The 11,789-nt window shown below is 70.5% G+C and carries 11 protein-coding genes; 7 read left to right on the top strand and 4 right to left on the bottom strand.

Annotated elements, in window-relative coordinates; all coding sequences use genetic code 11:
• Positions 1 to 2: 2 nt before the first annotated feature.
• The 3 genes from mycP to O7601_RS10655 all read left to right on the top strand — a co-directional run bounded on the left by mycP (position 3) and on the right by O7601_RS10655 (position 2,527).
• Positions 3 to 1,127: a type VII secretion-associated serine protease mycosin gene (gene mycP / locus O7601_RS10665; protein WP_281566871.1), complete on the top strand. Its 1,125-nt coding sequence runs from the start codon at positions 3 to 5 to the stop codon at positions 1,125 to 1,127.
• Positions 1,128 to 1,207: 80 nt separating this feature from the next.
• Complete coding sequence (locus tag O7601_RS10660) at positions 1,208 to 1,864, top strand: nucleoside triphosphate pyrophosphatase (protein ID WP_281566012.1); 657 nt, start codon at positions 1,208 to 1,210, stop codon at positions 1,862 to 1,864.
• 9 nt (positions 1,865 to 1,873) lie between these two features.
• The gene (locus O7601_RS10655) at positions 1,874 to 2,527 is read left to right on the top strand and encodes an O-methyltransferase (RefSeq protein WP_281566011.1); all 654 of its coding nucleotides are present in this window, start codon (positions 1,874 to 1,876) and stop codon (positions 2,525 to 2,527) included.
• A 167-nt stretch (positions 2,528 to 2,694) separates the two neighbouring features.
• On the opposite strand, the gene O7601_RS10650 is transcribed toward O7601_RS10655, so the two are convergent.
• Positions 2,695 to 3,450, bottom strand: coding sequence for an ABC transporter permease (locus O7601_RS10650; protein ID WP_281566010.1), 756 nt, complete (start codon positions 3,448 to 3,450; stop codon positions 2,695 to 2,697).
• A gap of 17 nt (positions 3,451 to 3,467) precedes the next feature.
• Positions 3,468 to 4,427 carry an ATP-binding cassette domain-containing protein gene (locus O7601_RS10645; protein WP_281566009.1) on the bottom strand — a complete coding sequence of 320 codons (960 nt, stop codon included), beginning with the start codon at positions 4,425 to 4,427 and terminating at the stop codon, positions 3,468 to 3,470.
• Positions 4,428 to 4,612: 185 nt separating this feature from the next.
• Here O7601_RS10645 and O7601_RS10640 point away from each other — a divergent pair, with 185 nt between their 5' ends.
• A complete protein-coding gene (locus O7601_RS10640; protein WP_281566008.1) occupies positions 4,613 to 6,367 on the top strand; it encodes a biotin carboxylase N-terminal domain-containing protein in 1,755 nt (584 codons plus the stop codon).
• Positions 6,368 to 6,384: 17 nt separating this feature from the next.
• Here the strand turns inward: O7601_RS10640 and O7601_RS10635 are convergent, their stop codons facing one another.
• Complete coding sequence (locus tag O7601_RS10635) at positions 6,385 to 7,281, bottom strand: LysR family transcriptional regulator ArgP (protein ID WP_281566007.1); 897 nt, start codon at positions 7,279 to 7,281, stop codon at positions 6,385 to 6,387.
• A 71-nt stretch (positions 7,282 to 7,352) separates the two neighbouring features.
• On the opposite strand from O7601_RS10635, the gene O7601_RS10630 reads away from it, so the two are divergent.
• Together O7601_RS10630 and O7601_RS10625 are read left to right on the top strand one after the other, a co-directional pair.
• Positions 7,353 to 7,949: a LysE/ArgO family amino acid transporter gene (locus O7601_RS10630; protein WP_281566006.1), complete on the top strand. Its 597-nt coding sequence runs from the start codon at positions 7,353 to 7,355 to the stop codon at positions 7,947 to 7,949.
• 14 nt (positions 7,950 to 7,963) lie between these two features.
• A complete protein-coding gene (locus O7601_RS10625; RefSeq protein ID WP_281566005.1) occupies positions 7,964 to 9,403 on the top strand; it encodes a GuaB1 family IMP dehydrogenase-related protein in 1,440 nt (479 codons plus the stop codon).
• 17 nt (positions 9,404 to 9,420) lie between these two features.
• Here the strand turns inward: O7601_RS10625 and thrS are convergent, their stop codons facing one another.
• Positions 9,421 to 10,638, bottom strand: coding sequence for a threonine--tRNA ligase (gene thrS / locus O7601_RS10620; RefSeq protein WP_281566004.1), 1,218 nt, complete (start codon positions 10,636 to 10,638; stop codon positions 9,421 to 9,423).
• A gap of 486 nt (positions 10,639 to 11,124) precedes the next feature.
• Here thrS and O7601_RS10615 point away from each other — a divergent pair, with 486 nt between their 5' ends.
• A complete protein-coding gene (locus O7601_RS10615; RefSeq protein WP_281566003.1) occupies positions 11,125 to 11,739 on the top strand; it encodes a DedA family protein in 615 nt (204 codons plus the stop codon).
• Positions 11,740 to 11,789 lie beyond the last annotated feature (50 nt).

Here is an 11,789-nt window from a genome sequence, read left to right as displayed (position 1 = left end):
TGATGTTCATCCTTCCGCTAGCGCCGCCTACCGCAGCTCATTCTCGACAAACGCCCGATGACCCCGACCGCGTGCGGACGGATCAATGGCACCTGCCGTACCTCAGAGTTCAGGACGTCCACGAAGAAACCCAAGGAGAAGGCGTCACCGTAGCAGTAGTAGACACGGGGGTTGATCCGCACCCAGACCTACGCGGGAATCTACTTCCGGGAACCGACCTTTTAGAGGGTGGCGGTAGGGACGGACGTCGGGACATAACTGGGCACGGCACTGGAATGGCAGGCATCATTGCCGCTCACGGCCGAAGCGCCAATACCGGCGCCTTAGGCATAGCACCAGAGGCGAAGATCCTTCCCGTCCGCTGTTTGAATAGCGAGCTCGAGGGCAACGTTGATTGCTTAGCCAGCGCTATCGAATATTCGATTCGGGCAGGTGCCGATATAATCAGCATTTCCGCTGGCGGCGGGGCAAGCCCGCAACTCCTCCGCGCCCTCGGCGCAGCACGGTCGTCCGACGTAGTCATCGTGGCAGCAGCAGGCAACCAGCCCAGAAATTCTGACGTACCGTATCCGGCGGCATCGGATGATGTGATTGCAGTAGGCGGAATTGACCGCAGAGGAAGTATTGCCGAGATTTCTACCATTGGATCCAGCGTGGACATCGCTGCACCGGCAGTAGATATTTTCAGTACGAGCATCCGCAGCCGATACAGAAAGGGCACGGGGACCTCTGGGGCGGCGGCGATTGTGGCGGGGGCGGCAGCTTTGGTTAGGGCCAAGTATCCGTATCTGCCGGCTGACGAGGTGGCTCATCGGCTGACTGCGACTGCGATCGACAAGGGGCCGCCGGGGAGGGATGACCAGTATGGCTACGGAGTCATCGATCTGGTGGCGGCGCTGACGGCAGACGTACCGCCGAGGGGTTTTGGGCCGGTGCCGACGGACGGACCGGACGCAGCTGGCCCTACCACGGCGGGGGCCGATGGGCCGCCGGCTGACGAGGGGTCGGCGGCGACTGTCCGCGGCCTGGTGACGCTGGGGGTGTTGGTGGCGGCGGGCGGCGCTTGGGCGCTGGCGATCCGTCATCGACGCCGCTCTGATGATCCGCCGCCTCGGATCACACGCTGACGCATCGGCATGGTGCCGGTATTTCATAGCGACATGAGTACGCGGCGCGGCGTACCCGGACAGGCGGTAACGTCGGCGGGGTGTCTGACGCCCTGCCGCTTCGCCTCGTGCTCGCGTCGGCGAGCCCAGCCCGCCGTAAGTCTCTCCAGGCTGCCGGCATCGAGCCTGACGTGCTGGTCAGCGGGGTCGACGAATCGCTCGTGGTGACCGAACGAGCGGAGGATCTCTGTCTCGAACTGGCTCGGCTCAAGGCGCAGGCCGTACTGGGCCGGCTGCGTCCGACCGACGATGAGCGCACCCTTGTGCTGGGCTGCGATTCGGTGCTCGCCTTTGACGGCGAGATTCTCGGTAAGCCCGACAACGAGGCTGACGCTATCCGCCGGTGGAAGCGGATGCGCGGGCGTTGCGGCGTGCTGCACAGCGGTCACTGTCTCGTCGACATCGTGGCCGGGCGGCGCGCGGAGGCCGTGGCCTCCACTGTGGTGCATTTCGCCGATATCAGCGACCACGAGATTTCTACCTATGTTGCCACCGGCGAACCGCTGGCGGTGGCCGGCGCGTTCACGATCGACGGACTGGGCGGGCCGTTCGTGGAGCGGATTGAGGGGGATCCGGGGACCGTCGTCGGACTTTCCCTGCCGTTGCTGCGGAACCTGCTGGCCGAGTTGGATCTGCGGATCACCGATCTGTGGACCAAGGTCGCGCCTGGTAACCAGATCGTCGAACCTCTCGGTTAGGTTCCGAGCATGACGCTGAAGTCGATTCCGCTCACCGATGACCTGCACCGATACCTCGTGGCGCACGGTGCCCCGCCCGACGAGGTCATCAGCGACCTGGCGCGGGAAACGCTGGCGCTGCTTCCCGAGCACGCGTCGATGCAGGTCGCGCCGGAACAGGCCGCTTTTCTGACGTTCCTGACCCGGCTGCTCGGTGCCCGGCAGGCGGTGGAAGTAGGCACCTTCACCGGACTGTCGTCGCTGGCGATCGCCCGCGGGCTGGCCGAGGGCGGGCGGTTGACCTGCTTCGACATCTCGGAGGAGTACACGAGCGTTGCCCGCCGGTACTGGGCGCGGGCCGGTGTCGACGACCGGATCGACCTGCGGATCGGCCCGGCCGGCGACACGCTGCGTGAGCTGCCGCACGAACGGTACCTGGACTTCGCGTTCATCGACGCCGACAAGACCGGGTATCCGGTCTACTGGGCCGAGTTGGTGCCTCGGATGCGGCCCGGTGGCGTGATCGCCGTCGACAACGTGCTGCGTAACGGTCGGGTGGTGGCACCGCAGAGCGCCGACGACCGGGCGATCGCAGCGTTCAACGAGGACGTGCTGGCCGACGTACGGGTGGATGCCGTGATGCTGCCGATCGCCGACGGGCTGACCCTCGCCCACGTGCACTGAACACCCGCCGCGAGGGGCGTCGATCCACTCCGGTTGCGGCATGTCGGGGCATCCCGCTGCGGGGAGACCCCAACATGCCGCAACCCGCCCGCCGAGCCGGCCAAGCCGGCCAAGCCGGGCAGGCCGGCCGAGCCGAGCCGGGCGGGCAGGCGGGCGGGCGGGCGGGGTCAGCGGACGCTGCGGGCGAACTGGCGGGCGGCCCAGTAGACGCCGGCTGCGGCGAGCACCGCGATGATGCTCAAACCCTGCCAGACCCGGTCGTCGCCGATGTCGCCGTTGAACAGGGCGCGGGTGCCGTCGACCGCCCATGAGAACGGGTTCCACTTGGCGACGCCCTGCAACCAGCCCGGCGCGAAGGCGAGCGGCAGGAGGATGCCGGAGAGCAGCAGCACCGGCTGGGCCACGGTGTTCATCAGTGGAGCCAGGGCGTCCTCGCTCTTCACCTTCAGCGCGACGCCGTAGGAGACCGCCGAGGTCATCAGCGCGATCAGGGCGAGCATCAGGTACGCCAGCAGCAGGTCACCGATGAACACCCGCAGGTCGAACAGGAGCGCGAGCAGCGTGATGATGACGGCCTGGGTCATCAGCGACACCACGTCGCGCAGCGACCGGCCGAGCAGCAGGGCGAGTCGGCTGACCGGGGTGACCCGGGAACGTTCGATGACCCCGGCCCGCAGCTCGGCGATGAGGCCGAAGCCTTGGAACAGGCCACCGAAGATGGCCAGCAGGACCAGCAGACCAGGCACGAAGATCTTGTACGCCTCGGCCTGGGTGGGCGCGCCCAGCGCGGGCTTGAGCAGCGGGGCGAACAGCAGCAGGTACATCACCGGCTGGAAGACACCGACGAAGACCCACACGGGGTTGCGCAGCAGCAGGTTCAGCTGCCGTTGGAAGATCAGCCAGGTGTCGCGAGCGAGCTTCATGAGATCTCCGGGTCGGGTCAGGACTCGCGCAGCGAGCGGCCGGTCTTGGTGAGGAAGACGTCGTCGAGGCTCGGACGGTGCAGCTCGATCGACTTGAGGTCGAGCCCGGCCGCGTCGACCCGGCGCAGGATCCGTGGAATCGCCGTGGCTCCCTCGTCGACGAAGAGCCGCAGCCCGCCCTCGTCGAGCAGCTCCAGCCGGTTCACGTACTCCTCGCCGTCGAGCAGCTTCTCGGCCTCGCCGGTGGCGGTGACGTCCAGGCCGACCTGGACCACGTCGCCGGAGATCTCCCGCTTGAGGTCGGCCGGCGTACCCTCGGCGACCACCTCGCCATGATCCATGATGGCGATGCGGTCGCAGAGCGCGTCGGCCTCGTCGAGGTAGTGCGTGGTGATGAAGACGGTCATCCCGTCGGCGCGCAACCGGCGGATCTCGTCCCACATGTGTGCCCGGCTCTGCGGGTCGAGCCCGGTGGTGGGCTCGTCCAGGAAGACGATCTTCGGCTCGTGGATGATGCCGAGCGCGATCTCGACCCGACGCCGCTGGCCACCGGAGTACGTCTTGCACTTACGGTCGGCGAACTCGACGAGTTGGAAGGCCTCCAGCGCTCGGGCGGCCCGCCGCTGCGCCTCGGTCTTGCGGATGCCGTACATCCGGGCCTGGAGCACCAGTTCCTCACGGCCGGTGGATTCGTCCCAGGTGCTCCCGCCCTGGGCCACGTAGCCGATCCGGCGACGCACCTCGCCCGGGTCCTTGAGCAGGTCGGCGCCGGCGATGGTGGCCTGGCCCCCGTCCGGCTCGATGAGTGTCGCCAGCATCCGCAGCGTGGTGGTCTTGCCGGCACCGTTCGGGCCCAGGAACCCGAAGATCTCACCGGCCGGGACGTCCAGGTCGACGCCGCGTACCGCCTCGACGGTTTTCGTCTCCCGACCGGCCCGGCTGCGGAACGACTTCCGCAGCCCTCTGGTCTCGATCATGTCCTGCTCCCCGCTCGTGGCCTTTGTCGGCCATCATCGTCACCGGCACTCGACCACATCGGTACGACACCACGCCGCTCAATTACCGCGCCCGCACAGTGCGCCATCCCACACTGAGCGATCGTTAGGGCCATCGGGGTGCCCGATAAACTCCCGGTCAGTAACCCGCCGGGAGGAGCCACCAGGTGCGCAAGGTACTCATCGCCAACCGAGGCGAGATCGCCGTCCGGGTCATCCGCGCCTGCCGGGACGCGGGCCTGGGCAGCGTCGCGGTGTACGCCGACTCGGACCGGGACGCCCTGCACGCCACGCTCGCCGACGAAGCGTACGCCCTGGGTGGTGACACCGCCGCGGATTCCTACCTGCGCATCGACAAGCTCATCGACATTGCCGGCCGTTCCGGTGCGGACGCGGTGCATCCCGGGTACGGCTTCCTCTCCGAGAACGCCGACTTCGCCCAGGCGGTCATCGATGCCGGCCTGACCTGGATCGGTCCGGCCCCGCAGGCGATCCGCGACCTGGGTGACAAGGTCACCGCCCGGCACATCGCCCAGCGGGCCGGCGCCCCGCTGGTCCCCGGCACCGCCGACCCGGTCGGCAGCCCCGACGAGGTGATGGCCTTCGCCGTCGACCACGGCCTGCCGGTGGCGATCAAGGCTGCCTTCGGCGGCGGTGGGCGCGGGCTGAAGGTGGCCCGCACGATGGAGGAGATTCCGCAGCTGTTCGAGTCGGCCACCCGGGAGGCGGTCGCCGCGTTCGGGCGGGGCGAGTGCTTCGTCGAGCGGTACCTCGACCATCCCCGCCACGTGGAGGCGCAGGTCCTCGCCGACCAGCACGGCAACGTGATCGTGGTGGGCACCCGGGACTGCTCGTTGCAGCGCCGCCACCAGAAGTTGGTCGAGGAGGCGCCGGCACCGTTCCTCACCGCCGCGCAGCGGACCCAGATCCACGACAGTGCCAGGGCGATCTGCCGGGAGGCCGGCTATCACGGCGCCGGCACGGTCGAGTACCTGGTCGGCAACGACGGCACCATCTCCTTCCTGGAGGTCAACACCCGCCTTCAGGTGGAACACCCGGTCACCGAGGAGACCGCCGGCATCGATCTGGTCCGCGAGCAGTTCCGCATCGCCGACGGCGAGAAGCTGCGGTTCACCGAGGACCCGACCCCGCGCGGGCACTCCATCGAGTTCCGGATCAACGGCGAGGACCCGGGCCGCAACTTCCTGCCCGCCCCCGGCACGGTCACCGCGCTGCGGCTGCCCACCGGCCCCGGGGTACGGGTGGACGCCGGCATCTCGGCCGGCGACGTGATCGGCGGCAACTTCGACTCGCTGCTCGCCAAGGTCATCATCACCGGTGAGACCCGGACCGAGGCGTTGGAGCGGGCCCGCCGGGCGCTGGACGAGATGGTGGTCGAGGGGATGGCCACGGCACTGCCGTTCCACCGTCTGGTGGTGCGCGATCCGGCGTTCACCGCCGAGCCGTTCACCGTGCACACCCGGTGGATCGAGACGGAGTTCGACAACACCGTGCCGCCGTTCACCGCCGCCGCCGGAGCGGTCGCCGGGGTGGCGGAACGCGAGACCGTCGTGGTCGAGGTGGGCGGCAAGCGGTTGGAGGTGAGCCTTCCCGCCGGTCTCGGCGCCGGTACGGTCGGTGCCGCCGCGCCAGCCGCCCGGAAGCCCACCCGCCGGGGCGGCGGGACCACGGCCGGCGCGGCGGCGAGCGGTGACTCGCTCACCTCGCCGATGCAGGGCACCATCGTCAAGATCGCGGTCGCCGATGGCGACACGGTCGCCGAGGGTGACCTGGTGGTGGTGCTGGAGGCGATGAAGATGGAGCAGCCCCTGAACGCCCACAAGGCCGGTACGGTCAGCGGCCTGTCGGCCGAGGTCGGTGCGGTGATCACCGCTGGCGCGGCGATCTGCACCATCGCCTGAGGTGTGCCTCGCGTCAGTCAGCGGAGGGTTTCGGCGGCGACGGCGCAGACGGCGGTGGTGAGCGCGGTGAGCACCTGCGAGTCGAGCCGCCAGTGCTGCCAGTACAGCGGAACGTCCAGCACCCGGCCGGGTGCGATGTCCACGTAGCGGCCGGCGGCGATGTCGGCTTCGGCGAGCTGCTCGGCCATCAGCCCCCAGCCGAGACCGAGCCGGATCGACTCGTTGAACGCCGGCACCGACGGGACGTAGTGCACGGGCGGGTCGAGGGCGCGCCCGGTCACCGTGCGCAGGAAACGATGCTGGATGCGGTCCTTGCGGTCGAAGACCATCACCGGCGCGACGGCGGCCGACGGCCGGGTCAGCCCGTCGGCGAACCAGCGGTCCACCAGCGCGGGCGCGGCCAGGGCCCGGTAGCGCATCGCCCCGAGACGGCGTACCCGGCAGCCCTGCACCGCTTCCCGCTGAGCGGTGACCGCGGCGGTGACCGTGCCGGCGCGCAGCAGCTCGGCGGTGTGGTCCTGGTCGTCCTGCCGGATGTCGAAGGAGAGTTCCGGCTGCTCGGGCAGCCGAGCCAGGGCGGTCGGGAACCAGGTGGCGAGCGAGTCGGCGTTGACCACGATGGCGACCCGGGTACGCCCCCGGTCGCCGCCGAGCGGCCCGCGGGCGTCGGCAAGCGCCTCCCGTTCCAGCAGTGCGAGCTGACCGGCCAGCCGCAGCAGTGGGCGGCCGGCCTCGGTGGCGTCGCAGGGCCGGTGGCGGCGGACGAGCACCTGCCCGACGGTCTCCTCCAGCGCCTTGATCCGTTGACTGACCGCCGAGGGGGTGACGTGGAGCAGCCGGGCCGCCGCCTCGAAGCTGCCCTCCGAGACGACGGCGGCGAGCGTACGAAGCTGGGTGGAGTCGAGCCCGTTCATGTAGCCGAGCTTAACCAGCTGAAGAATCTTTAGCTGGACTCAGGCAACGGGACACTTCTACCGTCGGCCGCATGCTCACCTCCGTCGTTGCCGGTTTCTCCCTGTCCATCGCCCTCATCGTCGCCATCGGCGCGCAGAACGCCTTCGTGCTGCGTCAGGGCCTGCGCCGGGAGCACGTGGTGCCGGTGGTGTTGACCTGCGCGCTCTCCGACGCGTTGCTGATCGGCGTGGGCATCGCCGGGGTGGGCTCGATCGTGGCCGGCCGCCCGGTCCTGCTCACCGCGATCCGTTGGGGTGGGGCCGCCTTCCTCCTCGGGTACGCGGCACTCGCCGCCCGCCGGGCGCTGCGGCCCGCCGCGCTCGCGCCGGCCGACCGGCCACCGGCCCGGCTCGGCCCGACGCTGCTGGCCTGCCTCGCCTTCACCTACCTCAACCCGCACGTCTACCTCGACACGGTGCTGCTGCTCGGCGGCATCGCCCAGCAGCACCCGCACCGGTGGCTGTTCGGCGTGGGCGCGACGACGGCCAGCGTGCTCTGGTTCGCCGCACTCGGTGCGGGCGCGTACCGGCTCGCGCCACTGCTCGCCCGCAGGCGGGTCTGGCAGGTGCTCGACGGCGTGATCGCGGTGGTGATGATCGCAGTGGCGATGGCACTGGTGCTGGGCTGAGTCATGATGGCCGGGTGCGGTTCCTCAACGGCGTGAATCCTGGCTACGACCTGACCTACAACGACGTCTTCATGGCCCCGGCCCGCTCGGAGGTGGGTTCGCGGCTCGATGTGGATCTGGCCACCGGCGACGGCACCGGCACCACCATCCCGTTGGTGGTGGCGAACATGACGGCGGTCGCCGGCCGGCGGATGGCCGAGACGGTGGCCCGACGCGGCGGCATCGCGGTGATCCCGCAGGACATCCCGATCGACGTGGTGGCGGAGGTGGTCGCCTGGGTCAAGCAGCGACACCTGGTGCACGACACGGCGATCGCGCTGGGCCCGAACGACACCGTCGGCGACGCCATCCACCTGCTGCCCAAGCGGGCGTACGGTGCGGTGATCGTGGTGGACGACGACGGCCGCCCGATGGGGGTGGTGACCGAGGCCGACACCGTCAGCGTGGACCGTTTCACGCAGTTGCGCCACGTGATGTCGACCGAATTGCACACCGTGCCCGTCGACGCGGATCCGCGTACCGGCTTCGACCGGCTCTCGGCGGGCCGGCGGCGGCTGGCGCCCGTGGTGGACGACGCGGGCCGGCTGGTCGGTGTGCTCACCCGTCCCGGTGCGCTGCGGGCGACGCTCTACAAGCCGGCGGTGGACGCCCGCGGCCGACTGCGGATCGCGGCGGCGGTGGGGATCAACGGCGACGTGGCGGGCAAGGCGAAGGCGCTGCTGGAGGCCGGAGTGGACACCCTGGTCGTGGACACCGCGCACGGCCATCAGGAGCGGATGATCTCCGCCCTGCGGACGGTACGCGGCCTCGACCCGGCCGTGCCGGTGGCGGCCGGCAACGTGGTCACCGCCGACGGGGTACGCGACCTGGTCGACGCGGGTGCCGACATCATCAAGGTCGGGGTCGGTCCGGGCGCGATGTGCACCACCCGGATGATGACCGGGGTCGGTAGGCCGCAGTTCTCGGCGGTGCTGGACTGCGCGGCGGCCGCCCGGTCCCTGGGCCGCCACGTCTGGGCGGACGGCGGGGTGCGGCACCCCCGGGACGTGGCGCTGGCGCTGGCCGCCGGGGCCTCCAACGTGATGATCGGCTCGTGGTTCGCCGGCACCTACGAGTCCCCCGGCGACCTCTTCACCGACGAGGAGGGCCGGCGCTACAAGGAGAGCTTCGGCATGGCCTCGGCGCGGGCGGTCAGCGCGCGTACCGGCGACGACAGCCCTTACGACCGCGCCCGAAAGGCGATCTTCGAGGAGGGCATCTCGTCGGCCCGGATGTACCTGGATCCGACCCGTCCCGGCGTGGAGGACCTGATCGACGAGATCATCTCGGGGGTGCGCAGCGCCTTCACCTACGCCGGCGCGCGCACCCTGGACGAGTTCCACGAGCGGGTGCTGATCGGCGTCCAGAGCACCGCCGGCTACACCGAGGGAATGCCTCTGCCGACCAGTTGGTGAGTGCCGCGGCAGCGTCGCTACGAAGGGAGCAGGTCTCCGGAGCGAGCCGCCACCACCGCGCCGATCAACCCGATCGCCTCGGCCGATGGCTGCGGCTCCAACGAGCGGCCGTCGCGCAACCGCAACGCCACCCGGCCGTCGGCCGCCTCCCGGGCGCCCACCACGGCGGCGTACGGGATCCGGCGGCGCACCGCGTCGCGGACCCGGGCACCGAGCGACCCGCCGTGGTCGACCTCGGCCCGCAGTCCCGCCTCGATGGCCCGCCGGGCCAGGTCGACCGCGGCGTCGACCTGGCCGTCCCCGACCGGCAGGACGACCAGTTGCACGGGGGCGTACCAGGGCGGGAACGCGCCCCCGTGCACCTCGATCAGGTACGCGAAGAGCCGCTCCATGCTGCCGGCCAGGCTGCGGTGCACCATCACCGGACGCCGGCGGGCACCATCGGCGTCGGTGTACGACAGGTCGAACCGTTCCGGCTTGTCGAAGTCGAGCTGGACGGTGGAGAGGGTGTACTCACGTTCGGCCGCGTCCCGCACCTGAATGTCGATCTTCGGGCCGTAGAAGGCGGCCTCGCCCGGCACCTCGGTGTACGGCACTCCGTCGAGGCCGGCGCGGAGCAGGTCCTCGGCCCGCGCCCACTGCGCGTCGTCGCCAACGTACTTCTCCCCCGACCCGCGTAGCGACAGCCGTACGCCCGCCGGCCGCACGCCCAGCGCCATGTGCGCGGCCCGGATCAGCCGCAGGATCTCCGACACCTCCTGGCCGACCTGCTCCAGCGCGCAGAAGTTGTGCGCGTCGTTGAGGCTGATGGCGCGCACCCGGGAGAGGCCGCCGAGCACTCCCGAGCGTTCCGCCCGGTACATGCCCCCGATCTCCGAAACCCGCAGTGGCAGTTCTCGGTAGGAGCGTCCACGGGACCGGTACACCAGGGCATGGTGCGGGCAGAGCGCCGGACGGAGCATCAACTCGTCGTCGCCCTCCCCGAGTCGCATCGCCGGGAACATCTCGGTGGCGAAGTAGCCGAGATGCCCGGAGACCTCGAACAGCTCACGTCGGCCCAGCGGCGGGCTGTACACCTGCTGGTAGCCGGCCCGGCGTTCCAGGTCACGCAGGTACTCCTCGACGGCCTGCCGGGCGGCGGCGCCGGCCGGCAGCCAGATTGGCAGGCCGGCGCCGGAGAGCGGATCGGTGGCGAACAGGTCCAGGTCCCGGCCCAGCCGGCGGTGGTCGATCATGTCAGGGCTCCTTGGTCCTACGCCCCGACACGACCCCTGACCCACGATGCACGAGTGCCCCGGGCGGATCGCCCGGGGCACTCGGCAGACGAAGACGTCAGTGCGACGCGCCAGGCTTCCCCGGCGTCGTCGTCAGCACCGCACTGCACATGTGCGAAAGCGTACGCCCGTCCGGCGCACCGCCGCACCTGATTTGACCGGGCCGCTGGCACGGGACCTGCCAGCGGCCCGGCGGCGGCCCGGGCGTCAGGAACGGGGGACCCGACGCTCGCCGGGCCGCGCGCCGACAACGGTACGCCGCCGAAGGAGATTTCGGCGACCGTGCCTCGCCGTCAACCTTCATCTATATGCTGCGGTGGGACGGGTGGCCCACCGCCGCCCGGGCGAGGTGTCAGTGGTCACGGCCGGCCAGGGCCGGTTGCGGGTGACCTCGGACACCGCGTCAGGCTCGGTACGTCCATTCGGAGAATTCCGCGAGGTGGCCCGGTGCCCGAACTGCTCACCCAGGTGGCATCGCCCCAACTGGCGTACCTCGCGCTGTTCACCCTGCTGGCCGTGGACGCTTTCGTGCCGGTGGTACCCACCCAGTTGCTGATGCTCACCGGTGGCGCACTCACCGTGTACGGCGGGCTGAACCTGCCGACGACCGTCGCCGTCGGCGCGCTCGGCGTACTCGCCGGGGATCTGGCCTGTTACCTGCTCGGTCGGTACGCGTCGGGACGCCGGCCACTGCGGCCGGTGGGCACCGGTCGAGCCCGCGGAATCGCCGGACGCCTGACCCGGGGTCTGCGCCGTCCGGGGCCGATGATGATCCTGCTGTGCCGTTTCGTGCCGGGTGGCCGGATGGCCGCCTGCTTCGCCGCCGGCCGCAGCCGGTACCCGATCCGGCTCTTCCTGCCCACTGCCGGCATCGCGGCGGCGGGCTGGGCGTCGTACGGCGGGCTGGTGGGGCACCTGGGCGGGGCCGCGTTGACCGGTTCCGGCTGGCGGATGGTGGTCGTCGCGGCGGTGGCCGCCGCCGGCTTCGCGTTGGCCGGCTGGGCATTGGCGTCGGTCAGCGCACGGCTGAACTCGACCCCGGCCGAGACCCCCGTCGACTAGCCGGTCATCCGGGGGAAATCCGGATGGGCGGTCGGGGTGGTCCCGGGGTC

This window comes from Verrucosispora sp. WMMD573, assembly GCF_027497175.1.
In the GTDB taxonomy this organism is placed as follows: Bacteria; Actinomycetota; Actinomycetes; order Mycobacteriales; family Micromonosporaceae; genus Micromonospora.
This window is presented reverse-complemented; position numbering and strand designations above follow the sequence as displayed.